At 64.8% G+C, this 24477-nt stretch carries 23 protein-coding genes; 11 read left to right on the top strand and 12 right to left on the bottom strand.

The genetic code is table 11. From position 1 onward, the window contains the following. Window positions 1-8 precede the first annotated feature (8 nt). From CH293_RS05150 to CH293_RS05140, 3 genes are all read left to right on the top strand, one after another. Window positions 9-584 carry a TetR/AcrR family transcriptional regulator gene (locus tag CH293_RS05150; RefSeq protein ID WP_241483958.1) on the top strand — a complete coding sequence of 192 codons (576 nt, stop codon included), beginning with the start codon at window positions 9-11 and terminating at the stop codon, window positions 582-584. Window positions 585-749: 165 nt separating this feature from the next. After that, window positions 750-2321, top strand: coding sequence for an MFS transporter (locus tag CH293_RS05145; RefSeq protein ID WP_094719563.1), 1572 nt, complete (start codon window positions 750-752; stop codon window positions 2319-2321). 41 nt (window positions 2322-2362) lie between these two features. Next, on the top strand, window positions 2363-4495 hold the full coding sequence (locus CH293_RS05140) for a thiamine pyrophosphate-dependent enzyme (RefSeq protein ID WP_094719562.1): 2133 nt from the start codon (window positions 2363-2365) through the stop codon (window positions 4493-4495). Here CH293_RS05140 and CH293_RS05135 read toward each other — a convergent pair. From CH293_RS05135 to CH293_RS05115, 5 genes are read right to left on the bottom strand one after another with little or no spacing between them, the layout of a single operon-like run. Further along, window positions 4492-4926, bottom strand: coding sequence for a GNAT family N-acetyltransferase (locus tag CH293_RS05135; RefSeq protein WP_094719561.1), 435 nt, complete (start codon window positions 4924-4926; stop codon window positions 4492-4494). The two genes, CH293_RS05140 and CH293_RS05135, sit on opposite strands and share 4 nt — an antisense overlap. 13 nt (window positions 4927-4939) lie before the next feature. Next, window positions 4940-5593, bottom strand: coding sequence for a TetR/AcrR family transcriptional regulator (locus CH293_RS05130; protein ID WP_037114281.1), 654 nt, complete (start codon window positions 5591-5593; stop codon window positions 4940-4942). 20 nt (window positions 5594-5613) lie between these two features. Then, a complete protein-coding gene (locus CH293_RS05125) occupies window positions 5614-5799 on the bottom strand; it encodes a rubredoxin (protein WP_019663698.1) in 186 nt (61 codons plus the stop codon). A 3-nt stretch (window positions 5800-5802) separates the two neighbouring features. After that, window positions 5803-5970, bottom strand: a complete 168-nt coding sequence (locus CH293_RS05120; protein WP_037114278.1) for a rubredoxin — start codon at window positions 5968-5970, stop codon at window positions 5803-5805. After that, window positions 5970-7238 (bottom strand): alkane 1-monooxygenase, encoded by a 1269-nt coding sequence (locus CH293_RS05115; RefSeq protein WP_094719560.1) that lies wholly within the window; start codon window positions 7236-7238, stop codon window positions 5970-5972. Before CH293_RS05115 ends, CH293_RS05120 begins: the two co-directional genes overlap by 1 nt. Window positions 7239-7539: 301 nt before the next feature. On the opposite strand from CH293_RS05115, the gene CH293_RS05110 reads away from it, so the two are divergent. After that, window positions 7540-9717 carry a glutamine synthetase III gene (locus tag CH293_RS05110; RefSeq protein ID WP_033189251.1) on the top strand — a complete coding sequence of 726 codons (2178 nt, stop codon included), beginning with the start codon at window positions 7540-7542 and terminating at the stop codon, window positions 9715-9717. 97 nt (window positions 9718-9814) lie between these two features. Here the strand turns inward: CH293_RS05110 and CH293_RS05105 are convergent, their stop codons facing one another. The 3 genes from CH293_RS05105 to CH293_RS05095 are packed head-to-tail and all read right to left on the bottom strand — an operon-like array spanning window position 9815 to window position 12856. Further along, window positions 9815-11320: a tripartite tricarboxylate transporter permease gene (locus CH293_RS05105; protein ID WP_019663694.1), complete on the bottom strand. Its 1506-nt coding sequence runs from the start codon at window positions 11318-11320 to the stop codon at window positions 9815-9817. A gap of 16 nt (window positions 11321-11336) precedes the next feature. Next, window positions 11337-11870, bottom strand: coding sequence for a tripartite tricarboxylate transporter TctB family protein (locus tag CH293_RS05100; protein WP_094719559.1), 534 nt, complete (start codon window positions 11868-11870; stop codon window positions 11337-11339). Continuing rightward, on the bottom strand, window positions 11867-12856 hold the full coding sequence (locus CH293_RS05095) for a tripartite tricarboxylate transporter substrate binding protein (RefSeq protein WP_037114269.1): 990 nt from the start codon (window positions 12854-12856) through the stop codon (window positions 11867-11869). The genes CH293_RS05100 and CH293_RS05095 overlap by 4 nt, the downstream gene beginning before the upstream one ends. Before the next feature lie 106 nt (window positions 12857-12962). Here CH293_RS05095 and CH293_RS05090 point away from each other — a divergent pair, with 106 nt between their 5' ends. The 3 genes from CH293_RS05090 (at window position 12963) to CH293_RS05080 (ending at window position 15971) form a co-directional block, all read left to right on the top strand. Beyond that, window positions 12963-13382, top strand: a complete 420-nt coding sequence (locus CH293_RS05090; protein ID WP_037114267.1) for a universal stress protein — start codon at window positions 12963-12965, stop codon at window positions 13380-13382. A 166-nt stretch (window positions 13383-13548) separates the two neighbouring features. Further along, window positions 13549-14952 carry a hemolysin family protein gene (locus CH293_RS05085; RefSeq protein ID WP_037114265.1) on the top strand — a complete coding sequence of 468 codons (1404 nt, stop codon included), beginning with the start codon at window positions 13549-13551 and terminating at the stop codon, window positions 14950-14952. After that, complete coding sequence (locus tag CH293_RS05080; RefSeq protein ID WP_176459915.1) at window positions 14949-15971, top strand: hemolysin family protein; 1023 nt, start codon at window positions 14949-14951, stop codon at window positions 15969-15971. The genes CH293_RS05085 and CH293_RS05080 overlap by 4 nt, the downstream gene beginning before the upstream one ends. A 299-nt stretch (window positions 15972-16270) precedes the next feature. On the opposite strand, the gene CH293_RS05075 is transcribed toward CH293_RS05080, so the two are convergent. Then, a complete protein-coding gene (locus CH293_RS05075; RefSeq protein ID WP_094719558.1) occupies window positions 16271-16759 on the bottom strand; it encodes a MarR family winged helix-turn-helix transcriptional regulator in 489 nt (162 codons plus the stop codon). A 93-nt stretch (window positions 16760-16852) separates the two neighbouring features. Here CH293_RS05075 and CH293_RS05070 point away from each other — a divergent pair, with 93 nt between their 5' ends. Genes CH293_RS05070 through CH293_RS05060 form a run of 3 tightly spaced genes read left to right on the top strand, consistent with a single transcriptional unit; the run spans window position 16853 to window position 20040 of the window. Then, the gene (locus CH293_RS05070) at window positions 16853-17962 is read left to right on the top strand and encodes an AbrB family transcriptional regulator (RefSeq protein ID WP_094719557.1); all 1110 of its coding nucleotides are present in this window, start codon (window positions 16853-16855) and stop codon (window positions 17960-17962) included. Window positions 17963-18014: 52 nt separating this feature from the next. Beyond that, window positions 18015-19490 (top strand): MFS transporter, encoded by a 1476-nt coding sequence (locus CH293_RS05065; protein ID WP_094719556.1) that lies wholly within the window; start codon window positions 18015-18017, stop codon window positions 19488-19490. Further along, window positions 19480-20040, top strand: a complete 561-nt coding sequence (locus CH293_RS05060; protein WP_241483957.1) for a TetR/AcrR family transcriptional regulator — start codon at window positions 19480-19482, stop codon at window positions 20038-20040. Before CH293_RS05065 ends, CH293_RS05060 begins: the two co-directional genes overlap by 11 nt. An 18-nt stretch (window positions 20041-20058) precedes the next feature. Here CH293_RS05060 and CH293_RS05055 read toward each other — a convergent pair whose 3' ends face one another. The 3 genes from CH293_RS05055 to CH293_RS05045 form a co-directional block, all read right to left on the bottom strand. Then, window positions 20059-20994 carry an iron-siderophore ABC transporter substrate-binding protein gene (locus tag CH293_RS05055; protein ID WP_094719555.1) on the bottom strand — a complete coding sequence of 312 codons (936 nt, stop codon included), beginning with the start codon at window positions 20992-20994 and terminating at the stop codon, window positions 20059-20061. A 62-nt stretch (window positions 20995-21056) separates the two neighbouring features. After that, window positions 21057-23087: a neutral/alkaline non-lysosomal ceramidase N-terminal domain-containing protein gene (locus CH293_RS05050; protein ID WP_369597557.1), complete on the bottom strand. Its 2031-nt coding sequence runs from the start codon at window positions 23085-23087 to the stop codon at window positions 21057-21059. A 45-nt stretch (window positions 23088-23132) separates the two neighbouring features. Then, entirely contained in the window at window positions 23133-23507 is a 375-nt protein-coding gene (locus CH293_RS05045; RefSeq protein WP_094719553.1) for a helix-turn-helix domain-containing protein, read from the bottom strand. Between the two features lie 110 nt (window positions 23508-23617). Here CH293_RS05045 and CH293_RS05040 point away from each other — a divergent pair, with 110 nt between their 5' ends. Further along, window positions 23618-24463 (top strand): SDR family oxidoreductase, encoded by an 846-nt coding sequence (locus CH293_RS05040; protein WP_176459914.1) that lies wholly within the window; start codon window positions 23618-23620, stop codon window positions 24461-24463. Window positions 24464-24477: the final 14 nt, after the last annotated feature.

The following is a 24477-nucleotide window of genomic DNA, read 5'->3' as shown; positions in this document are numbered from 1 at the left end:
TAGGTCGCGTGAGTCGGAGTACAGCCCGCGAGGACATGTTGCGCAGCGCGGCCCTGCTGTTCAGAGAGCGCGGCGTCGAGGCCACGTCGCTCGCGGACGTCATCGAGCATGCAGGCGCGCCCCGCGGGTCCATCTACCACCACTTCCCCCGCGGAAAGCCGCAGCTGGTCGAGGAGGCGACGAGGACCGCGGGTGCGCTGATGGGGTCGATGATCTCCCGCGGTCTCGCGAGCGACGGGCCCGCTGCGACGCTCAGAGCCATCATCGGGGGTTTCCGTCAGCAGTTGGAAGCCACCGAATACACCGCGGGTTGCCCGGTGGCCCCGGCTGCACTGGAGGGCATGAATTCGCCCGCGGCCCTCGTCGCCGCCGGTGAGTCGTTCACGTCCTGGGAGGACACGATCGCCGCGTCGCTGTGGCAGCGCGGACTGTCGCAGGACCGTTCGAGAGGTCTCGCCACGATGGCAATCGCGTCGTTCGAAGGGGCTCTGATCATCGCGAAAGCCCAGCGCAGCACCGCCGCGCTGGACCGGGTCGAGGTCGAACTTCTCGCCTGGCTGGAGGCTGCGCTCGACGCATCCTGACGCCGCCACTGTTGCTATTACTTCGAGTTACAGTTACCTTCCGATGGTCGCTATGCAGCGCGTCATAGTCCGGGCATGTTCGAAAAGCTCGCGGCATGACCAGTCGAGAAGGATCCGCCCATGGTTCGAACATCTCAGCACCGATCGCTCGCATCCCCTGTATCGATGACGACAGTCAGGCAACGCTGGATCGCGCTTGTCGTCATCTGTACCGCCGAACTGCTCGTCGTACTCGACAACACCGTCGTCAACGTCGCCCTCCCGTCGATGGGCCTGCAACTGAGGTCCAGCATCAGCGGCCTGCAATGGGTCGTCGACGCCTACACGCTGACCTTCGCTGGTCTCCTGCTCGCGTTCGGGCATCTAGGGGATCGCTACGGACGGAAGAAAGTCATGATCGTCGGCCTCGCCGGAATCGCGGTGATGTCGATCGGCGGCGCTCTCGCCGCGAACCTCGGACAGGTGATCGCGGCCCGCGCGCTCATGGGAATCTGTGCCGCAGCGGTGTTTCCGGCAACCCTCGCGCTGATCATCAACATCTTCTCCGACGCCAGGGAACGCGCACTCGCCATCGCTGCGTGGACCGCGATGGCAGGTTTCGCCATTGCGATCGGACCCACCGCGGGAGGCTTTCTGCTGGAACATTTCTCGTGGCACTCGGTGTTCTGGATCAACGTGCCCGTGGCCGCGGTGGTGCTGGCTGCGGCGTGGAAATTCGTGCCGGAGTCCAAGGCATCGCACATCGGAAAATTCGACCCGGTCGGTATCGCTCTGTCCCTGGTCGGCATCACCGTACTGGTGTGGGCCATCATCGAAGCCCCACACCAGGGTTGGCTGTCCGGAATCAGTATCGCGGCTTACCTGCTCGGTGTGGTCTGCCTCGCGGTGTTCGTGTGGTGGGAACTACGCACCCCCTCGCCCGTTCTCGACATGGCACTGTTCCGGATCAGACGATTCTCGCTGCCTGCCTTGGCCATTGCCGTCGCGTACTTTTCGATGTTCGGGTTCCTGTTCATGATCACCCAGTACTTCCAAGGTGTGATGGAGCTCAGTCCACTCCAATTCGGCATCCACTCATTACCGTTCGCGGTGTCCATCGCGATCGGCGCGCCACTGGCCACCCTGATCGCACAACGCGTCGGTACCACGGCGGTGATCGTCTTCGGACTCGTCGTGATGAGCGTCGGCATGTTCATCGCAGGCCAGGTGAAAGTCGAAACCCCCTACTTCGGACCGGTGTTGATCTCGATGGTGCTGATGGGATTGGGACTGGCCATCGTTCAAGGGCCCGCAACGGAATCCATCATGTCCTCGGTCTCCCTCGACGAAGCAGGGGCAGGCTCGGCCGTCAACGACACCACGCGTGAAGTCGGCGGAACGCTCGGAGTTGCTGTGCTGGGGTCGATCGTCGCGTCCATCTACACCACCAAGGTGGGACCTCGAATCGACGCGATCCCCGACGCGCTGATGGAGCCCTACCAGAAGGCGTTCGCTCGGGAGACCGTCGTCAGCGTCATCGAGATCGTGAAGGCACCGACCAACTCGGTGTTCGCCACGCAGAAGGCGGACCTGGTGTACGCGATGAAAGCCGCGTCGCTGGAGGGATTTCAGCTCGCGTCGTACGTCACCGTCGGATCGGCACTGGCCTGCGCCCTCGCCGTGGCCGTGTTCCTTCCGTGGGCGCGTCAGTCCGGGGCCGGTGTGCTCTTGGCCTGGCGAAACACCGACTCGCGCTGACTTCGCCCGCGTGCGGTGGCGCACGCGCATATCCTGACCGCATGGCCGAGCCGATCGACGAGTACTTCCTGCAGTCGATTCGAGCTGCGGTACCAGGTCGAGAGGAACTCGGGACCGGTCTCACGCCGACGAGGGCGCTGGATTTGTTCGACGCTCAACTCGGCAGCCGCCACCTCGACCTCGCGGCACGATGGCTGCGTTCCCACGGCACGGGCTTCTACACGATCGGCTCGTCCGGGCACGAGTTCAACGCAGCGGTCGCCGGTGCGCTGAGGCCGACGGACCCAGCTCTTCTGCACTATCGGTCCGGAGCGTTCTTCCTGGAACGCGCCAGACAGGTAGGGGGAAGCGATCCGATTCGCGACGTCCTGCTCGGGGTCGTCGCCGCCACCGAGGAACCCATCTCCGGTGGCAGGCACAAAGTGTTCGGACGAGTAGACCTCGCAGTCGTCCCACAGACCTCGACCATCGCCTCGCACCTGCCGCGCGCGGTGGGAGTCGCATTCTCCCTCGCCCGTGCACCCAAGCTCGGGGTGGACACCACGTGGCCGTCCGACGCGGTGACCGTATGCAGCTTCGGTGACGCATCCGCCGGCCACTCCACCGCGGTGGGTGCGATCAACTCCGCGATCAACACTGCGTATCAGGGTGTCCCGATGCCCCTGCTGTTCGTCTGCGAGGACAACGGGATCGGCATCAGCGTGCGTACACCCACGGGATGGATCGCGTCGAACTTCTCGACCCGAGCGGGCCTCGAATACTTCCACGCGGACGGCCGGGACCTCGAGGAGGTCCACGCCGCATCGATCGCGGCCGCGAACTGGGTCCGGACACGACGTCGCCCCGCGTTTCTGCACATCGAGTCGGTCCGATTGATGGGGCACGCAGGATCCGACGTGGAGTCGTCCTATCGGTCGGCCACGGAGCTCACCGCCGATCTCGCCCGCGATCCGGTCCTCTGCACCGCACGGCGCCTCGTCGAGACGGGGGTCCTCGAGATCGACGAGGTGGTGGATCTCTACGAGAACAAGCGCGCACAGGTGCTCTGTGTGGCACGGGAAGTAGCCGAGCTACCGCAATTGAGCAGCGCGGCAGCGGTCATGGAACCCCTGACGAGCGCATCCGAGCAGGCGCGTGGAACCACCGAGACGGAGAGCATCGAGTTGCCGCAGGCGACCACCCTGGCGAAAGCCGTCAACGCCGCGCTGCAGCACATTCTGTCCATGTATCCACAGTCGATTCTGTTCGGCGAGGACGTGGCGCGCAAAGGCGGAGTGTACGGCGTCACCCGAGGTCTGCAGGCGTATGCCGGAGCGGCCCGAGTGTTCGACACCGTGCTCGACGAACAGACGATCCTCGGGCTGGCCCTGGGCGCCGGAGTGTCCGGTCTGCTCCCGATCGCCGAGATTCAGTACCTCGCCTACCTGCACAATGCGGCAGACCAACTTCGCGGGGAAGCGGCAACGCTTCAATTCTTCTCGAACGGTCAGTATCGAAATCCGATGATCGTCCGGATCGCGGGATACGGCTACCAGAAGGGTTTCGGCGGACACTTCCACAACGACAACGCTGTTGCCGCCCTGCGCGACATCCCCGGCATGATCATCGCCTCACCCTCGACGCCGGACGACGCAGCCGCCATGCTTCTCGTCTGCGCCCACGCCGCAGTGGAACACGGCGCCGTGTGCGTCGTCCTGGAACCCATTGCGCTGTACCACACCAGGGATCTGTACCTGGACGGCGACGGACTGTGGCTTGCCGGGGGAGCAGTGCCGCCTGCCCCGATCGGACGCGCTCGAATCCACGGGGACGGAGTCGATCTCACCATCGTCACCTTCGGCAACGGCGTCAGGATGAGCCTGCGGGTCGCGCGGGCACTCGCCGACGAAGGCGTGGGCGTGCGCGTCGTCGACATCCGGTGGATCGCACCACTTCCGTTGGCGGACATCGTCGAACATGCAGAGGCCACCGGCCGGGTGCTGGTGGTGGACGAGACGCGCAGGTCCGGTGGTGTGAGCGAAGGCATCGTCACCGCAATGGTCGACGCCGGATACCCGGGCAAGGTGCGACGCGTCTGCAGCGAGGACAGTTTCATCCCAGTGGGTGATGCAGCACTGCACGTCCTGCTCTCCGAGAACACTGTCCTCGAAGCAGCACGGCAGATGACCGCCTAATCGCCCTTCCTGGTCATGGGAAGGTGGGGGATCCCGTCCTCGTCGTAGTTCTCACCGCTGCGAACGAAACCGAACCGGCCGTACCATTGCTCCAGATGAGCCTGTGCTCCGATGACGATGGTATCGCCGCGTGCGTGATCGATTGCCGCGCGTAGCAATTCGGCGCTCAGGCCGCGGCCGCGAGCGTCCACCGCCGTGCACACCCGTCCGATCCTGGTTTCCCCGTCGATGTACAGCAACCGCAGCGCGGACACGATCCGCCCGTTGTCCGTGTGCCAGAAATGCACGGTCGACGGATCCTCGTCGGCGCCGTCGAGCTCCGGGTATGCGCAGTTCTGCTCGACGACGAACACGTCGACCCGTAGTTTGCACAGTGCGTAGACCTGGTGGCCGGACAGCTCGGCGAAGTGCGCGCGGTGTACTTCGCTCATGCGGTGTACTCGGTCATGCGGTGCCCTTGATCGCGTCGACGAACGGGGTGAGCAGCGACGCCAGATCCGCAGCCACGTCGGCCGAGTTCTCCGGCGGCATCGAAATGTAACTGAGCGCCAGCCGAACCACGGTGCGGCCCAGCACGTCTGCGTTGTGCGCCGACGCGCGGAGCCAGCTGCGTTCGAAGGTCCGAGCGAGTCGCAGCGACGCATGCTCGATGAGGGCACCGCTCTCGGTGGTGACGAGCCGTAGCAGGTCCGGCGGAGGATCGTCCGTCAGCATCGACAGCACCAGCGGGTCCGATGCACTGCGGCCGAAGAACTCGGTGAACGCGACGTAGAGGGTGCGCAGACTGTCACCCTCGTTGGCGTACACCGCATCGTCCACCGCCGAGACGAACGAATCCGTCAACCTCAGTGCGTACCCCTGTGCCAACCCCTTACGGGTACCGAACTCCTTGTACAGCGTCTGCCGCGAGATGCCCGCCGCCTTGGCGACGTCCGCCATGTTGACCGTCGACCACGTGCGCTCGAGAAGGAGATCGTGCAGCCCGTCGAGAATCGTCGTCCGCATCGGGCTCGACACGGCATTCTTGAGGGGTGCGTGCTTGATCGCGGCGTCCTGGTAGAGGCTCGGGTGGACCGGTTGCGTTGACACGACCCCCACTCTATCGGGCGCCCCGAGAGTCACGGCCTGCTGATCTCGACCATGAAGAAGTCGGCCTTCGCGGCTCCGCAGTCCGGGCAGCTCCAGTCCTCGGGGATATCCTCCCACCGAGTACCCGGTTCGATCCCGTCCTCCGGCCAGCCCAGTTCCTCGTCGTACTCGAAACCACACTGAATGCACTGGTAGAGCTTGAAATCCGTGGCCATCTCTCATCCTGCTTTCTGTTCGAAGTCGATCTTCTCCCGGACGCCGCAATCCGGGCACGGCCAATCGTCGGCGATGTCGGACCACGGCGTTCCTGCCGGGAAACCCTCCCGCGGCGCCCCGGTGGCCTCGTCGTAGACGTAGTTGCACACCGGGCACTCGTACGCCGTCATCACTGCGCGTCCTTCGGTGCATCTGTAGCTGCACCTGATCGGCCACCGGACTGGGCGCCGTGGCGTGCGAGAATCTTGTCGCGCTTGCTCGGCTCGATGTTGACCGCGGTGATATCACCCCGGTAGTGATCGAGAACCCTGTGGTCCATCACCTTTCGCCAGAGCGGCGGGAAGTAGGCGACGGTGATCATGCTGGCGTACCCGCTGGGAAGATTGGGTGCACCTTCCATACTGCGCAGGGTCTGGTACCGCCTGGTGGGGTTGGCGTGGTGATCGCTGTGGCGCTGCAGGTGGTACAGGAAGATGTTGGTGACGATGTGGTCGGAGTTCCAGCTGTGCGCCGGAGCACACCGCTCGTAGCGTCCGGACTTGGTGGTCGCCCGCAGCAACCCGTAGTGCTCGAGGTAGTTCACCGTCTCGAGCAATGAGAACCCGTACACGGCCTGGATGACGAGGAACGGCAGGATGCCGACTCCGAACACGGCCGTCAGAACGCCGAACAGCACGATCGACATGAGCCAAGCGTTGAGCACATCATTGCGAATGTTCCACGTGGACTTGCCCAATCGCTGCATGCGAGTCTGCTCGAGCTTCCACGACGATTTCAGGCTGCCCCACACGCTACGAGGAAGGAATCGCCAGAAGCTCTCCCCGAACTTCGAGCTGGCAGGGTCCTCCGGCGTCGCGACGCGAACGTGGTGTCCTCGATTGTGCTCGATGTAGAAGTGGCCGTAGAACGTTTGAGCCAGAGTGACTTTCGACAACCATCGTTCCAAGCTGTCCTTCTTGTGCCCCATCTCGTGTGCGGTGTTGATTCCGACGCCGCCCATGACGCCGATGCTGATTGCCAAACCGATCTTCGAGATCAGCCCGAGGGCACCGTCGATGCCGAGCCAGCTCAGGTTGTCCGCCGTCCACAAGTAGCAGGCGATCACCAGGCTCGCGAGTTGGAACGGAATGTAGATGTAGGTGCAGTACCGGTAGTACTTGTCGTTCTCGAGCGCTTCCATGACCTCGTCCGGCGGATTCTGGCCGTCGGGCCCGAAGAACAGGTCGAGGATCGGCAGCAGCCCGTACACCAGAATCGGGCCGATCCACCACCAGATCGGTGAAACGGCATTCCAGCCGAGTTGGTTGAATGCCCAGATCAGACCCAGCGCCATGAAGATCGCGGTCGGAGGTACCAGGCCGAACAGCCACAGGTACCGCTTCTTGTCGCGCCACTCGTCGACCGGCGTATTCGACTGTGGACTCGTCTGGGTTGCCACGACTGAACTCCTCGTCTTCAGGCGGTCGATCGAGCCCTGACCGTCTAGTGGTGTCGATCACTACGAGAGTGACAATACCGCTTTAATGTAAACCTGGATAGACAAAATTGAAGATTTGTCTATCTCGTTGTGATTCAGTCCATACCTGAGCCGCACGACTGGATGCCGGTCTCACCGCGCGCGGCCGTCGAATTGCAGTGGTCACAGCGGCGAAACATTGCCGCCACGGGAGCTTCGTACTGTCGCCAGGTCGGACTCCGCGAAATCCAATTGCGGAGCGCACCTTGTCAAGGGGTAGCTCATGAGTGGAAATACCGTCCGCCTGCAGGCGATCAAGGACGTCGAGGCGTACGTCCCGCCCGCGGTCAGCTTCGTCGGGGAAGAGAAGCCCGGCGAGATCTTCGGCGAGAACGTCTTCAGCAAAGTGGTCATGCAGAAGCGCCTGCCCAAGTCGGTCTACAAGTCGGTCATCGCGACGATCGAGAAAGGCATGGCCCTCGATCCCATGGTCGCCGACGCCGTGGCGTCGGCGATGAAGGATTGGGCGCTCGAGAAAGGCGCCACCCACTACGCGCACGTCTTCTACCCCCTGACGGGATTGACGGCGGAGAAGCACGACAGCTTCTTCGACCCCGTCGGTGACGGCAGTGCGCTCGCCGAGTTCGCCGGCAAGACCCTCATCCAAGGCGAGCCCGACGCGTCGAGCTTCCCCAACGGCGGTCTGCGCAACACGTTCGAAGCCCGCGGCTACACGGGTTGGGACGTCACCAGCCCGGCGTACGTGCTCGAGAACCCGAACGGCAACACGCTGTGTATCCCCACGGTGTTCGTGTCCATGACCGGCGAGGCGCTCGACCACAAGACGCCGCTGCTCCGTTCGCAGCAGGCGATGGGCGGTCACGCCGAACGCATCCTGACGCTCTTCGGACACGAGGACATCGAGAACATCGTGTCCTTCTGCGGCCCGGAGCAGGAGTACTTCCTGGTCGACCGGCACTTCTTCCTCGCACGCCCGGACCTGCTCAATGCAGGCCGTACGCTGTTCGGCTCGAAGCCCCCCAAAGGGCAGGAATTCGACGATCACTACTTCGGCGCCATCCCGGAGCGTGTCCTCGGCTTCATGATGGACACCGAACGCGAGCTGTTCAAGCTGGGTATTCCAGCGAAGACACGGCACAACGAGGTCGCGCCGGGGCAGTTCGAGATCGCGCCGATGTTCGAGCGCGGCAACATCGCAGCCGACCACCAACAGCTGTTGATGACGACGTTCAAGACGATCGCCAAGAAGCACGGCATGGAATGCCTGTTCCACGAGAAGCCGTTCGACGGCGTCAACGGATCCGGCAAACACGTCAACTTCTCGCTCGGCAACTCCGAGCTCGGGTCACTGCTGGTGCCGGGAGACAACCCGCACGACAACGCCCAGTTCCTCGTCTTCTGCGCTGCGGTCATCCGCGCGGTGCACAAGTACGGCGGCCTGCTGCGCGCCTCGGTGGCGTCGGCGACCAACGATCACCGGCTCGGCGCCAACGAAGCCCCACCGGCCATCATCTCGATCTTCCTCGGCGACCAGCTCGCCGACGTCTTCGATCAGATCGCCAAGGGCGCGGCGACGTCGTCGAAGGGCAAGGGAACCATGATGATCGGGGCCGACACGCTGCCGGTGCTCCCGACCGATCCGGGCGACCGCAACCGGACGAGCCCGTTCGCGTTCACCGGCAACAGGTTCGAGTTCCGCGCACCGGGCTCGATGCAGACGGTGAGCGGGCCGATGGTCACGATCAACACCATCATGGCCGAGTCGCTCGACTACATGGCCACCAACCTGGAAACCGCGGTTGCGAACGGCACCGAATTCGACACGGCCGTCCAGAATCTGCTCACCGAGATCATCACCGAGCACGGTGCCGTGGTGTTCAACGGTGACGGTTACTCCGACAACTGGCAGATCGAGGCCGAGTCCCGCGGGTTGCCGAACCTGCGAACGACGCTCGACGCGCTACCGGAACTCATCACCGATTCCGCGATGGAGCTGTTCGAGAAGTACAACGTCTTCAACCACCGAGAGATGCACTCGCGGTACGAGATCGGCTTGGAGCAGTACGCACTGACGGTGTTCGTCGAAGCGCGCCTCACCGTCGAGATGGGACGGACATCTGTGCTTCCCGCGGCCGTGCGGTACCAGACCGAGCTGGCACAGAACGTCGCAGCGCTGAAGGCTGCAGGCGTCGAAGCCGACACCGCCGAACTGCAGTCGGTGACCGAGCCGCTGTCCGCATTGCGTTCGGCTCTGGCGACTCTCGAGGCTGCACTGGACAGCGACCCCGGCGGCGACGCTCTCGCCGAGGCGACCCACGCGAAGGACGCTCTGCTTCCTGCCATGGCCGCAGTCCGGACAGCAGCGGACACTCTCGAGGGCATGGTGGCGGACGATCTCTGGCCGCTTCCGACCTACCAGGAAATGCTGTACATCCTCTGACTCACGTGAGCCCAATGTGAGTGGAAATGACAGTGCCATCGGGTCGCTCCGCAGGCTCCGCTCCTGTCCAGGGTCTGCATTTCCACTCACACAGGGGTCAGAAGTCGACCTTCGCCCGAGCGCGGATCTTGCTCACGATCGTGAAGACGATGGCCAGAGCCATCAGGGAGTACAGCACCACGGTGATGGCGCTGCCGACGAGAATGGTCGGATCGCCTTCGCTGACTGCGAGCGCGCGTCGTAGCGAATCCTCGGCGAGGGGTCCGAGGATCACCGCGATGAGGACCGGGGCCAGCGGAATGCCGTAGCGGCGCATCATGAATCCGAGGATTCCGAGGCCGAGCATGAACATCAGATCGACGATGGACGCACTGGATGCGTAGACACCGAGGGCCGCGAACACCGAGATACCTGCGTACAGGTAGTTCTTGGGGATCTTCAGCAGTTGCGCCCACAGAGGCGCGAACGGCAGGTTGAGGATCAGCAGGACGATCATCGCGAGGAACAGGCTGGCGATGAGGGCCCAGACGATGTCGCCGCTGCGTTCGAACAGCAACGGCCCCGGCTGCATTCCGTACTGCTGGAATGCCGCGAGAAGGATCGCCGCGGTGGCGGACGTCGGCAGACCCAGCGCGAGCAGTGCGCCCATCGCGGTACCGGCCGTGGAGTTGCCCGCAGCTTCAGGGCCGGCGACGCCGCGGATGGCGCCCTTGCCGAACATCGGGTTCTTGCGCCGACGGTCGAGCCTGCGCTCGGTGCCGTACGCGAGGAAGCTCGGTACCTCGGCGCCGCCGGCGGGGATGACGCCGAACGGGACGCCGAATGCGGTGCCGCGCAACCAGGCCGGCAGTGCTTCCCGGAACTCGGACTTGCTCAGCCATGGCCGACCGCCCGAGTTGATCAACGAATTGTCCTCGGGACGACCGATTCTCGATGCGATGTGAATGACTTCACCGAGTGCGAGCATCGCGACGGTGATGACGACGATGTGGATGCCGTCGAACATCGCGGGTACATCGAACGTGAAGCGCGACGCTCCGGACGGCCCGTCGATGCCGATGACCGCCAGGGTCAGGCCGATCAGCAGAGCCGTCAGGCCCTTCAGGGCGGAATCCGACACCACCGCGGACGTCGCGATGAACGCGAACACCGCGAGAGCGAAGTATTCGGCGGGCCCGAAGTTGGTCGCCAACGACGCAAGGGTCGGCGCGAAGAACACGACGAGCGTCGTTGCGATCATGCCGCCGATGAACGACGCGATAGCCGAGGTCGCCAAAGCCTGGGGCGCACGACCGTTCTTGGCCATGCGATGGCCTTCGAACGTGCCGGCGATGGCGGTGCTGTTGCCGGGGGTGTTCATCAGGATGCCGGAGATCGAATCGCCGAACAGTCCGCCGAAGTACACACCCGCGAACATGATGAGGGCAGCGGTGGGATCGAGGGTGAACGTCACCGGGAGCAGCAGGGCGACAGCCATGGCGGAACCGAGGCCGGGGAGGACACCGACTGCGGTGCCCAGGAGCGCGCCGACGAACACCCACACGAGGTTCATCGGCGTCAGAGCCGTGCCGAAGCCCTCGAAGAGATTGTTCAGTGAATCCATGAGAACGTCAGCTCCATCAGAAGATCTGGGCGAGAACGCCGCCGGGCAAGGTCAAGCCGAGGCCGGCGGAGAACGCCAACTGCACAGCCGAGGAGACCAGTAGCGCCACGGCTGCGTCGAACACGTAGCGGCGTCCGCCGAGGCCGATCGACACACCCCAGAACAGCAGTGCACCGGCGAGGACCCAGCCGAGCGGGTTCAGCAACACGATGAACAGCGCGACCGATCCGACGGTGATCGCCAGGGTGCGCCAGTTGCTGACCGTGCCGGTCAACGCGCGTCCGTCGTCGTCGACGCCTCGATCGATCTCGTCGGGCTTGACCAGCAACTGAATGGTCACCAGCAGCGCCACCACGAAGCAGCCAACCGCCACGATGGAGGGGAAGACTTGTGGGCCGGGCGACGTCGCGGTCGCCGGAACATCCATGGTGATCGTTCCGTAGACGAGGAAGATGCCGAGCGCGACGAGCAGCGCCGGAACGATCAATCCGCTCCGGCCGACCCAGAACGAGCGCGAGGCCTCGGATTTCGTAGTCGTGTCGGCGGTCATACGAGTCCCAGCTCTCGGAGAATGTCGGTGATGCGGGTCTGTTCCACGTCGAGGAACTCGGCGAATTCGTCGCCGGTGGAGAACGATTCCTTCCACCGATTACGTTCGACGGCCCCCTGCCACTGCTCCGTCTCGTGCATCTCGGTGGCGATCGCGATCAACGTGTCGCGGTCCTCGTCCGAGATACCGGGTGGTGCGACGATGCCGCGCCAGTTCACCAAGTCGACGTTGTATCCGAGCTCGGTGAAGGTGTCGACGTCGATGCCGTCGACGGGTTCGGGTGCGGCGACCGCGAGTGCACGGACGTTGCCTGCTTCGATCTGGTCGCGGAAGTCGTTGTATCCGCTGACCGCGACTCCGACCGTGTTGGACAGCAGCGAGGTGAGGACCTCGCCGCCACCGGAGTACGCGATGTAGTTGATCGCGGCGGGATCGATGTCGGCTTCCTGCGCGAGCTGGCCTGCCACGATGTGGTCGATGCCGCCGAGCGATCCGCCACCGATGGGGAGGCCGCCGGGGTTGGCACGCCACGCCGCGATCATGTCCTCGAGATTCTGGTACGGCGATTCCTTCGGCACGACGAAGACTTCGAAATCCTCGGCAAGCTTCGCGATGGGAACGGTGTCGGCCAGTGTCGTGTCGGAATTGTTGATCGCGATGCCGCCGAGCATGACGGTGCCGGTGATCATCACCGTCGTCGCCTGACCGGACAGATTGTCGAGCTGGCTGAGGCCGATGGTTCCGCCCGCACCCGGCACGTTGACCACCTGTGCGTTGTTGACGATACCGTCGCTGCGCAGGGCTTGCTGCGCTTCGCGAGCGACGAGATCCCAGCCGCCACCCGCCGCGGCAGGCGCGATCATCGTGAGCTTGGACCGGGCGTCGGAGCCGCTTTCGCTGCGGCTCGCATCGATACCTGCGACGCTCACGGCAGCAACGACGGCGACGGCAAGAATCGACTTGGACAATGTGGGCGAGACCGCCATCAAAAACCTTTCGTGTGATGTGTCACAGCGACACAGTAGATACGCTTTGTCCGAATAGTCCAATCATTCGACGTGACCACAATGAGCACAATTCAGAGGAAGTGAAATGCCCATGTCTGTAGCGGTAGTGGCGAGCGATTCGCCCGAGGGCCGGGAGGCCCTCGTCCGGGCCGTGTCGGAAGCGAACCTTCGGGGCCTGGAGCTCGTCGCCCTGGCTGTCGTGGACACCAACTCCGTGTCCGAGGAGGACAGGGAAGCAACGACTCTCGCGACGGAGCAGATTCTCACCAGCCGCGGTGTCGCCGACGCGACCTTCTCGGTGCGCGTCGAGCCGGACGGGGGAGATCCCGCCGGAGCAATCGTCGACCTGGTCGCCGACACCGGTGCCGAACTTCTCGTCATCGGGTCGAAGCGGCGCTCCGCCGTCGGGAAATTCCTGATGGGAAGCACCGTGCAGCGTGTGCTTCTGGACAGTCCGGTCCCCGTTCTCGTGGTGAAAGCACCCGAAGTCGAGCGAGGCCGCTAGAATCGGACATCACGGTCCGAAGCAACACCCGAAAACCACGGTGTCGAACAAATCAGGGTCGTGCACTGCCCAACCCATCAAACAGAGGATTCATGGACAGCGATAAACCCGGGCCGGACACGGCCCCCCGCACTATTTCCACGACGTGCGAGGCGGTGTCCGGCGAATGAGCGTGATTCTCACTCTCTTGCTCGGCTTCCTCGTCGTATTCCTGATCACGGTCGGTACCGGCTACTTCGTGGCCCAGGAATTCGCATACATGACGGTGGATCGCTCACGGCTCAAGGCTCGCGCCGAAGCCGGTGACGCGGGCGCCCGTCGAACTCTTCAGGTAACCAAACGCACGTCCTTCATGCTGTCCGGCGCCCAGCTGGGAATCACCGTGACCGGACTGCTCGTCGGTTATGTCGCCGAACCCCTCATCGGCCAGTCGCTCGGCACCATCCTCGGCGGCGTCGGGATCCCGACCGCCGTGGGAGTCGGCATCGGCGCAGTGCTCGCGCTGCTGTTCTCGACGTTCGTTCAGATGCTGTTCGGCGAGTTGTTCCCCAAGAACTTCGCGATCGCTCGTCCCGAGCCGGTGGCCCGGTGGCTGTCGCTGTCGACCACCATCTATCTGAAGCTCTTCGGTTGGCTCATCACCATTTTCGATCACGCATCGAACCTGTTGCTGAAGGCTCTGAAGATCGAACCGGTGCACGACGTCGAACATTCGGCCACCCCTCGGGACCTCGAGCACATCGTCGCCGAGTCCAAGGACTCCGGAGATCTGCCCGACGAGCTGTCGGATCTGCTCGATCGCATCCTCGACTTCCCGACCCGCACGGTGGAACACGCGATGATTCCTCGTTCGCGGGCGGCGACCGTCCGCGCGACGGACACTCTCGCCGAGGTCAAGACGCTGATGGGTCAGGAGCACTCCCGGTACCCCGTCCTCGACGACGACGACGGAATCGTCGGCGTCGTGCACCTGCAGGACATCCTCGCGGTGACCGATCGACCGGACGCGCAGGTGTCCGAGTTCGTCCGCCCCGCGTTGATCCTCCCCGAGGTTCAAGCCCTGCCCGACGCCGTCGTCGAGCTGCGGTCGTCGAAGAACCAACTCGCCTGCGTCATCGACGAATACGGCGGGTTGACGGGCGTCGTCACGATCGAGGATCTCGCCGAGGAACTCGTCGGCGAGATCACCGACGAGCACGACGAGGACGAAGTCGATCAGACCCCGATCGCGGGGGAGGACGGCTCCTGGACCATGGCGGGTGAAGTACACGTCGACGAGGTCGAGCGGTCGATCGACCACGACCTTCCGGACGGTGATTACGAGACCATCGCCGGTTTCGTCATCGCGCACCACGGTTCGTTGCCGACCGTCGGCACGCGCATCGAGGTGGATCTGCCGGCCGAGTCGGAAGACCTCATCGCCGACGACGACGAACTACCCGAGCGGTTCGTGTCCGTCGAGGTGCTCGAGATCGACAATTACGTCCCGTCGTCCGTGCGCCTCGAACTGGGGCAGCGAGAAAAAGCCGAGGCCGATTCGGCCGAGGCAGAAATGGATGATCACCGATGAGCAATCCCTGGGTAGTTCTCGTGGTCACCATCGGACTCATCGCAGCCAGCGCGTTCTTCGTCGCGGTGGAGTTCGCACTGTTGGCGGCCAAGCGTCACCGGCTCGAGGACGCAGCTCCGAACAGTAGGTCCGCACGGGCCGCGCTCCGTAGTTCGAGCGAGCTGACCGTTCTGCTGGCAGGCTCGCAGCTCGGAATCACACTGTGCACGTTGGCGCTCGGCGCGACCACCAAGCCTGCAGTGCACTACGCGCTGACTCCGGTGTTCGAGTCGTGGGGCATCCCGTACTGGGTCGCCGACGTCGCAGGCTTCGTTCTCGCGTTGATCATCGTCACCTTCCTGCACCTCGTCGTCGGGGAGATGGCGCCCAAATCCTGGGCTATCGCTCACCCCGAGAAGTCGGCGACGATGCTGGCATTGCCGATGCGCGGTTTCATGTTCCTGACCCGGCCCGTCATCGTCGCGATGAACGAGATGGCCAACTGGCTGCTCCGCAAGGTCGGCGTCGAGCCGACAGCACAGGTGGCGTCGGGCCAGAACCCGGACGATCTGAGGCAACTGGTCGAGCATTCGGTGAACGTCGGTGCGCTCGACGCCAGTTACTCGGTCCAGATCGCGGGTGCGCTCGAGTTGCAGAACCTCCAGGTCGGCGATCTCGTTCGTGCGCAGGGTGTCCCGATCTCGGTCCGGACGGACGCGACGGTCGAGGACGTGCGTGCAGTGGCCTTGGAATCCGGTCATCTGCGCATCCTGGTGCGTGACGGTGACACGATCAGCGGTGTCGTGCACGTGCGTGACACGCTCTCCGGGGACGTGACGCTCGCCGAGGTCACTCGGCCGGTCTTCACGTTGGAGGCGTCGACGCCGGTGTATGTCGCTCTCGCGTCGATGCGTGAGACGAGCAGTCATCTCGCACTCGTCGTGAACCGCTCCACGGACGGAGCCGATACGACGGTGGGCGTCGTGACGCTGTCGGACGTTCTCTCACGTCTGTTGCCGACACCCGTCCCGGCAGGCTAGCCGCAGGGGTTCGAGAAGCAGGGGCCGCACCGATTTATCGGTGCGGCCCTTGTCGTGTGTAGTGCCACCGCAGTGATCAGAAGGCGGGAGCGATCAGGCGGGAGCGATCAGGCGGGGTTGATCACCAGGAGGGTGGCCCAGTAGGTGGCGATATCGTGTCCGAGCTGGGGGAGCAGGGCGTCGTACAGCAGGTAGGACATGAGGGGCGAACTCCTTGTTCTTCGCTGCGCCGCACGCGGCGCACGGTGGCGGGCATCGACGTTCATGTTTCCCCACGCCGGGCCCGTGGTCAACGTGCGTCAGGCCTGTTGGACGAGGGGCTCGGGACTTCTGGCCAGTTTCCACAGGATCGGGGCGGCGAGGTGCAGGACGTCGCGTTCCAGTTGGGTCAGTTCCTCGCTCATCGCCTCGGCGAGCCAACTGTCGCGCTGTTCGCGGTCCGCCGCGACGAGTTCGGTGCCGGAGTCGGTGATACGAATCAGCAGGCGTCGACGGTCGCCGGGATCGGGGCTGCGGGTGATGAACCCTTCGGCCTCCAGTGCGTTCAGGTTGCTGGTGAGCGATTGGATCCGCACGCCTTGCATCGCGGCGAGGTCGACGGGTGCGCTGGACCCGCCGCTGCGTTCCACGTCGCCGAGCACCTGCATCTGGCTCGGCGTGAGGTAGTGCCGGGGGCGTTGGCGTCGGAGCCTGCGTGTCAGGGCGAGCATCGCCTCGCGCAACTCGGTCGCGTGCGGCGGACTCACCCCCGCGCCGGCAGGCGTAATGGCGGTGCTGTCGATGCTCATGCGTTCCGACCCCGTTCTTGGTAAGGGTGTGCGTACCTTTAACAGCCTTTGAATCGATTATGTGCGTCCCAATGATAAGAGTAGGCTTAGCGTGTGCGAAAACTTGGGTACACGCTGCAGCGAGCTGTGAGGCTGTGGGTGGGCCTCGTGCTCGTCACTGGGGTGGTGTGGGCGGTCCTGGCCGCGATCGGGCTGTCGGCGGCGCCGTTGTTCGCCTCGCTCGTCGTCGCCGCCGTGTTCGCGGTGAAGGGATACGGTCCGCGCAAGGTGCCGAGGCCCGCGGGTATGGCTGCACAGGGCATCCTGGCGGTCAGTATCGGACTCATGATCGACACGGACACGTTGTCTGCGCTCGGGGCCAACTGGCTTCCGGCGCTGGCTGTCTGCGTCGCCACGTTGATCGTCAGTGTGGCAGCCGGGGTATTGCTCGGCGCGCACCGCGACGTCGACGTGCTGACCGGGGCGCTGTCGATGATCGCCGGAGGTGCGCAAGGCCTCGTCGCGATCGCCAGAGAGCTCGGTGGCGACGAGCGGATCGTCGCCGTCGTGCAGTACGTCCGCGTCGGTCTGATCATCGTCACGATGCCGCTGGTGGCGACGCTCGTGTTCGGTGCCGGCTCGTCGGGTGCCGCGCTGGGTTCCGGCGGCGACGGTCCCCTGTACATCGACCTCCTCGTGGTTCTCGGATGCATCGTCGTCGGAATCGGCGGTGCACGCCTGATCAGGCTGCCCGCGCCCGCGACGCTCGGGCCGCTGGTGGCGTCGGGCGCGCTGGAGTTGTCGGGGTGGATCGACTCGGTGTCCGCGCCGATGGTTCTGCTGCCGATCGCGTTCGTCCTCATCGGTTGGCAGGCAGGCCTCGCCTTCACCGGGGAGAGTGTGCGAGCGGTCGGCCGTGTGCTGCCCTGGGCGATCCTGCTCATCGTGATCCTCGGCGTGATCTGCGCCTTGCTGGGTCTCCTGCTGTCTCACCTGACCGGAATCAGCCTGCTCGAGGGATACCTCGCGACGACGCCCGGTGGTCTGTCGGCGGTGTTGGCGGTGTCTGCGGCGAGTGGCGCCAACGTGACCTTCGTGGCTGCGGTCCAGGTCGTTCGGTTGGTCATCATGCTGTTCGCCGCACCGTTCGGTGCCAAGGCGTTCCTGGCGGTCCGGGCGCGGTCCGATCGGAAGAAGCAGCGTGACGACGCCCTCGTGGGCTGACGCTCAGTTCATTTGATTGGGTAATGAAAGCGAAGTCGTTTATCATCAGCCGATGACATCGACCGGTGACATGCACGCCGCGCGGGCAGACACGCGCAGTCGACTACTCGTACCTGTCCTGATCGCGATCTGCACCATCGTGGCTGTGGTCAGCAGCGTCGGTGCACCGCTCATCCCCACGGTGGCCGAGACGTACGGTGTGTCGTTCACCGGCGCCCAGTGGTCACTGACCATCACGATGCTCACCGGCGCCGTCACGGTTCCCGTACTCGGACGGTTGGGCGACGGGCCGAGGCGTCGAGAAGTCCTGATCGGTGCCCTGGCCGTGGTCCTGCTGGGATGCATCTTCGCGGCAATTCCCGGTAACTTCGCCATGCTGATCATCGGGCGTGGTCTGCAGGGAATCGGCCTCGGCCTCATGCCTCTGGCCATGGCCATCGCTCGCGACCACCTGAACCCGCCCCAAGCCCGATCGTGTGTCGCGGCACTGTCCGTCACCGCGGTCGCCGGTATCGGACTCGGATATCCGTTGACCGGAGTCATCGCCCACGTCTGGGGATTTCACGCGTGCTTCGTCGTGGCCGCGCTGGCGTCGGCGCTGGTTCTGGTGTCGGCCGTCGTCGTCGTGCCGAGCAGCGCGCACCTGACACGGCACCGGCTCGACGTCACCGGTGCTCTCGTGCTCGGCGCCGGCCTGACGTTCCTGCTCCTCGCGATCAGCCTCGGTGGGCAATGGGGCTGGGGATCACCGATGCTGATCGGTTCGTTCCTCGCCGCCGCCGTCACCCTCGCGCTGTGGGCTCGCCACGAACTACGCACGCCGCACCCCATCGTCCAGCTTCGACTGCTGCGCACTCGGTCGGTGCTCACCGCCGACGTCACCGGACTGCTGGCAGGCATCGGCATGTTCGTGCTGTCCTCGACGGTCATCCGACTGGTGCAGACCCCCACCGACACCGGGTACGGCCTCGGTCGGTCGGCCATGGTCGCCGGACTCGTGCTGGTGCCGTTCTCGCTGGCCAGCGTCGCGGCCAACCGTCTGCTGCCTGCGGCGAGCAGGGTCCTGCCGAAGAACCTGATCATGCCCATCGGTGCACTGGCATTCGTCGCCGCGCTCGTCGTCTTCCTCGTCGGTCGCTCGGAACTGTGGGTCGTGTTCGCGGTGATGGGCATCGCCGGACTGGGTGTCGGCTTCACGTTCGCCGCCATGCCTGCACTCATCGTCAGTGCGGTCCCGCAGCACGAGACCGGCAGCGCACTCGGCGTCAACCAGGTCACACGCACGGTGGGCGGTGCCATCGGAAGTGCCGTCAGTGCAACGGTTCTGGCCGCGTACACGGTGCCGGACACTCTGTATCCGACGGCCGACGGGTACACGGCGATCATCGTCGTCGGAGCGATCCTGTGGATCGTCACCGCTCTGCTCGCAACCGTGCTGTCCTACGCCCGTCGGCGCACGCCCCGAGCGACGGAGGTGCGCGGCGATTCAGAGGTGCGCGGCGATGTCGAGGTGCGTAGTGGGATCTGAGGGGCGGAACAGGAATTCGGCACGCACCAGGGCGGATCTGCTGGCAGCCGCGGCCGAGTTGTTCGGGCAGCGAGGATTTCAGAAGACGACCCTGCGCGATATCGGCGACCGCGCCGGCGCCGACCCGGCCCTCGTCGCACGATACTTCGGCAACAAGGCGGCGCTGTACCTCGCGACGCTACCCACCGACGACACAGGCCCGGACCTCGCCGACATCGCCGATCCATCGCGCATCGAGGACACGATCAGGAGGGTCGCTCGCCTCGGACCGGGACCGGTTCTACATGCCGTCGTAGGCAAGCACGACGACCCGGACGTGCAGGCAACCGCCGCGGAGCGGGTGGACAAACGCCTGACGGTGGGACTCGAGAACCGGCTGCGCGCAGCAGGTGTCGGCAATCCGCGGTTACGGGCACAGCTGGCGGTCGCGGCGCTCTCCGGTATCGCGCTCGGCCGGGTTGCCGGCACGCTGGACGAACTGGCGACCGCGGATCAGGACGACGTCGTCGCCCTGACCGCACGGATAGTCGGATCCCTGCTCGAGCCGTGAATCACGACTCGAGACGCCCTAGGACTCGAGGACGTCGAGCATCTTGTTCGCCTTCATGATGCTGCCGAACAGGTAGGCGTTGGACGGCAGGTACTCGATCCGTCCCTGCAGGAGCCCGAACAGCGGGTTGGACGTGACGGTGTCGAGGAACTGGCCGGGCTCGGCCGCAGCGCCGTCGGTGACGACGAAGATGCGGTCCGCGTCGAGCAGATTGGTCTGTTCGAGGCTGACCTCGAAGAACGAATCCTCCGCCGTGCCGACGTCCTGGTACTCGGGCGACCGGAGACCGACTGCTTTCGGTGTGGTCCAGATGAACGAACCCTCGTACCCCATGTAGTTCAACTTGTCCGCACGCACGCGGATGAAGCTCGCCGTCCCCGGGTCGGGACCGAGTTCCTGCCGCACCGCGTCGACGCGGGCCTCGTAGTCCGACAGCAGCGTGGCGGCCTCGTCCTGTTTGCCGAGGTGATCGCCGAGCAGACGGAGAGTGTTCTTCCACTCTTTCGCGACATCTCCGACGGCGACGGTGGGAGCGATGCCGGAGACATTGTCGTAGAACTCACGTTGGGACTCGTCCTCACTGGTGACGATGATCAGGTCGGGGTTCGCGCCGATGACCTTCTCCACGTCCACGTTGGCCTCGGAATCGCCCACCGACGCGGCGTTCTCGGGAAGCTTCTCGGCAATGAAGTCCGGCCAGGTGCCGGTCGTCTTCGGAACGACCGTCGCGACGGGTTCGACTCCGAGAGCGAGGACCGACTCGAGCACGTTCCCGGCGTCGAGCACGACGACACGCTGCGGGTCCACCGGAATGTCCGTGGTGCCGTACAGGTGGGTCACGGTCCGAGTGTCGGCGGACGACGTCTCGTCTTCCTGTGGGGAACTGCACCCGGTCAGGACCGCGACGCATACGAGGGATGCCGCGAACGCGCTTTTGTAGACAACATTAGGCATGGCTTAGAAACTAGAGAGTGACTTCACTCGGACACAACTCGGCGGGGCTGACGTGACATGTCTCACTTCCAACTTCGACCGACTTCGAACGACGACGAGATTCCGGTGAACGGTGTCAGATGTCCGGCGAGATCCCGCGAGCTTCCGTAGAGCACCACCCGATACGTGCCTGCGGGCTGATCCGTCGGTATGTCCCACTCGACGGTCGTCGTGGTGATCGGCCCGGCGGCGTCGAAGAAGATCTTCGTGTACCAATCGCCGTCGTCGTATTCGCGCGTCCACGTACCTGCTCGGTCTCGTTCGATCGCGAGATAGGTGTCGTCGCGGCGTAGGTCGGAGTTCGGGTTCGAGCCGGAAAAACGAACCGACACCCGCTGCCCGACGCCGTATGCCGCGGCCGGTTGGGTCAGGACGTCACCGAATGTGGTTCGGGGGGCGGCTATGTCGACGAAGGGTAGTCCGCCGGGGGAGTTGGGAATCGACCCCGTGAGATCTCGCTGGGGTTCTCCGCTCGGTACGGCTGTTCCGTCGCGGAGAGCGATGGCGAGCTCGGTCGCGATCTGAATCGTAGCGGGCAGTTGCCAGCGCCCGAATGCGGTGGCGCCGCCCTCGTAGTCCTGCTGGTCGTACTCCTCCGGAGTGGTGACGTAGTGGCCGTATCCGTTCGTGTAGCCCTGAACGACGACGAGTTCGCGGTCGACTCCCAAGGTGTCCGCGAGTGCAGTCCGCAGGCGCGAACCCGCCATCACCGTCGGTTCGAACGGGCAGGAGAAGAGGTGGAATGCGCCTATTCGCGCGAGGTGGAACGGCAGGACCTGCTGTACGACACCGGGGATCAGCCCGACGGGGAGGATCACGTCCTTGGGTGCGTGTGCGTCGCGCAACCACTGAGGCATGACAACCGAACCGAGCGCTGCCAGTGCAGGATTGCCGCCGCGCTCCCCCTCCTGCAGGCCTAGCTCCGGCAGGCCGCCACCGTCCTCCTGACTCGACGCGGCGAATGCGGCCCCGAGGGCCGCAGGGCTGGTGGTGTGGGTGCGGCCGTCGCCGGTGAACTCCGGTCGCACTGTGACGGAGGTGAAGTCGACGTACATTCCGCGCATGTCGATGCCGGACCGAAGCGCTGTGCCTGCTCCGCCGATCTGCGCACGTGCCGAGTCGAATTGGCGTGCACCGATGATGCGGGTGTTCTCGAATTCGTCGCCGGTCGGACCGGTGCCCGGCTGCTTGTCGAGGTTCGGTGTCACATCTCCCGGTGTGCTCTGGCAGAACGCCGCGACGAACGACGGATCGCGGTAATCGACACCCGCGACCTCACGCTCCCAGTGCCACGCTGCGTAGCCTTTGTTGTCGGTGCTCACCAGCAGGTTGGTCGCTTTCATCGACGTACCGTGCGTGGCAAACCAATTGACGACGCCTGCGAGCTCACCGCGTCTGGACACCTGTAGCGTCACCGAGCGAGGATCGATCCGCCCCGGCAGTTCGGCGGCGTCGGGGTTCCGGTCGAACGCCTGCGGCGAACGGTTCACCCCGGCATCGGTCAGGGAGGATGCGGTGACGGCGACATCGGACGGCTGAATGTCGGCGTGAGCCCGCGAGATCGCGTCGACGATGCCGGAGACGTTGGCCTCGAACGTGATCGGACGGAATCCGAGTGTCGTGATGTCCACGAGGAGGTGCCCGTCGGTACCGCCGGGTGCAGCGTGGGTGTGGGTGGCCGACAACAGGACGTTTCCGCGGTGGTAGAGGTGTCCGTACACCGCGTCGAGCCGAGTGAGCACCGCTTCGAGGATGCTCTCGAACATCAACCCGACCTCGCATGTCACGTGCACCAAACGTGTGTCCGACGCCGGATCGACGAAGACGAATGCCCGTGCGCGCTGCCGTAGATGAAGGCCTGCGCTCGATTGTTCCAGTACTGCATAGCCGTTCAAGCCTGCGCCGAAGGGCTCACCCGTCATGTCGCCGATTCCGCGACCGACATGCAGTCCGGCGGGTGACGCCCATGCGGAAGTCGATTCGCGCGTTGCAGTCGCCAGAGTTGCCACGCCGGCTGCAGCAAGGAATGTTCTTCTTGACGGATGCGAGGTCACCGGTGACACGCTATAGCCGCTGCTTCTTTCAGGCGCGCAAATCGCTCAGCGAGCGTCGTGCTGGGTGCGAGCGTCGAGAACGGCGGGGAGATTCGATTCGACCAACTCGATCAGGCCGACCAGTCGATCTGCGACCGAGCGACCGAGCGGGGTGAGGCTGTACTCGACCTTTGGTGGTATCGATTCGAGGACCGTCCGCAGAACGAATCCGTCGCGTTCGAGGGTCTGCAGTGTCTGGGACAGCATGCGCTCGCTGACGCCGTCGACCCGTCGCCGTAGAGCGTTGAACCTGTAGTCGCCTTCGGACAGAGCGGCGAGCGCGAGGATGCCCCAGCGGCTGGTGACGTTCTGCAGTGCTTCACGTGAGTGGCAGCCCCGCGCGAAGACATCGGCCTCGAGTGTCGGGTCCTGTTCGCTCATGCAGTCCAGGGTAGCGCATGCATATCGTATAGCGCTGCACCAAAAGGTTGCACTGTCGAAAAAGTAAGTGCATAGTGGTCGACGAACACCGACAACCGAAGGAACGAATCATGACCACAGCAGTTACCGGCGCAACCGGACACCTCGGCGCGCTCGTCGTGGACGGCCTGATCGAACGTGGAACGGATGCAGGGGACATCGTCGCCGTCGTCCGCGATGCAGCCAAGGCGCAGTCGCTCGCAGACCGCGGAGTGCAGGTACGCGTCGCGGATTACACCGACACCGATGCGCTGCAGGTAGCGTTCGCCGGCGTCGACAAGCTTCTGCTGGTCTCGGGGTCGGACGTCGGCCAACGCATCGCGCAGCACGAGAACGTCATCGGCGCAGCCGAGGCCGCGGGTGTGTCGCTCATCGCGTACACCTCGTTGCTGAAGGCGGACACGTCCGGCCTGAGCCTCGCACCCGAACACCTCGCGACCGAGAACCGCCTGACCGAGTCTTCGGTCCCCTCCGTCGTTCTGCGCAACGGTTGGTACTGGGAGAACTACCTGGGCGCGGTGCAGCAGGCAGCCGACACCGGAGTGCTGCTGGGCGCGGCGGGCGAGGGCAAACTTGCCGCGGCGTCGCGCGCGGACTACGCCGCCGCCGCCGTGGAGGTGCTGCTCGCCCAGGATCAGGGCGGCAAGGTCTACGAGCTGGGCGGAGACGAGCGGCTCACCTACGCCGAGCTCGCCGCTGTGTTCGCAGAGGTGTCCGGCAAGCCCGTCGAGTACAAGAATGTGTCGGAGGACGACTACAAGGGTGTCCTCGAAGGAGCAGGCCTGCCGGGCTTCGTCGCCGAGATGCTCGCGAGTGCCGATGCGGGAATCGCACGGGGCGAGCTCGACACGGACTCGGGCGACCTCCAGACGCTGATCGGCCGGGCGTCGACGCCCGTCGCGTCCGTTCTCGGCTGACGGTAGGACGGAAG

It is taken from the genome of Rhodococcus sp. 14-2470-1b (assembly GCF_002259415.1).
Classification (GTDB): Bacteria; Actinomycetota; Actinomycetes; order Mycobacteriales; family Mycobacteriaceae; genus Rhodococcoides.
Note: the sequence above shows the minus strand (reverse complement) of the source record. Positions and strands in the feature narration are given on the sequence as shown.

Coding starts and splice junctions, on each gene's coding strand:
- CH293_RS05135 (WP_094719561.1), bottom strand. CDS start 4,926: ATGAGCGAAGTACACCGCGCGCACTTCGCCGAGCTGTCCGGCCACCAG.
- CH293_RS05095 (WP_037114269.1), bottom strand. CDS start 12,856: ATGGCGGTCTCGCCCACATTGTCCAAGTCGATTCTTGCCGTCGCCGTC.
- CH293_RS05145 (WP_094719563.1), top strand. CDS start 750: ATGACGACAGTCAGGCAACGCTGGATCGCGCTTGTCGTCATCTGTACC.
- CH293_RS05110 (WP_033189251.1), top strand. CDS start 7,540: ATGAGTGGAAATACCGTCCGCCTGCAGGCGATCAAGGACGTCGAGGCG.
- CH293_RS05065 (WP_094719556.1), top strand. CDS start 18,015: ATGACATCGACCGGTGACATGCACGCCGCGCGGGCAGACACGCGCAGT.
- CH293_RS05055 (WP_094719555.1), bottom strand. CDS start 20,994: ATGCCTAATGTTGTCTACAAAAGCGCGTTCGCGGCATCCCTCGTATGC.
- CH293_RS05090 (WP_037114267.1), top strand. CDS start 12,963: ATGCCCATGTCTGTAGCGGTAGTGGCGAGCGATTCGCCCGAGGGCCGG.
- CH293_RS05080 (WP_176459915.1), top strand. CDS start 14,949: ATGAGCAATCCCTGGGTAGTTCTCGTGGTCACCATCGGACTCATCGCA.
- CH293_RS05085 (WP_037114265.1), top strand. CDS start 13,549: ATGAGCGTGATTCTCACTCTCTTGCTCGGCTTCCTCGTCGTATTCCTG.
- CH293_RS05100 (WP_094719559.1), bottom strand. CDS start 11,870: ATGACCGCCGACACGACTACGAAATCCGAGGCCTCGCGCTCGTTCTGG.
- CH293_RS05045 (WP_094719553.1), bottom strand. CDS start 23,507: ATGAGCGAACAGGACCCGACACTCGAGGCCGATGTCTTCGCGCGGGGC.
- CH293_RS05140 (WP_094719562.1), top strand. CDS start 2,363: ATGGCCGAGCCGATCGACGAGTACTTCCTGCAGTCGATTCGAGCTGCG.
- CH293_RS05120 (WP_037114278.1), bottom strand. CDS start 5,970: ATGACGGCGTACGAGTGCCCGGTGTGCAACTACGTCTACGACGAGGCC.
- CH293_RS05105 (WP_019663694.1), bottom strand. CDS start 11,320: ATGGATTCACTGAACAATCTCTTCGAGGGCTTCGGCACGGCTCTGACG.
- CH293_RS05075 (WP_094719558.1), bottom strand. CDS start 16,759: ATGAGCATCGACAGCACCGCCATTACGCCTGCCGGCGCGGGGGTGAGT.
- CH293_RS05040 (WP_176459914.1), top strand. CDS start 23,618: ATGACCACAGCAGTTACCGGCGCAACCGGACACCTCGGCGCGCTCGTC.
- CH293_RS05125 (WP_019663698.1), bottom strand. CDS start 5,799: ATGGCCACGGATTTCAAGCTCTACCAGTGCATTCAGTGTGGTTTCGAG.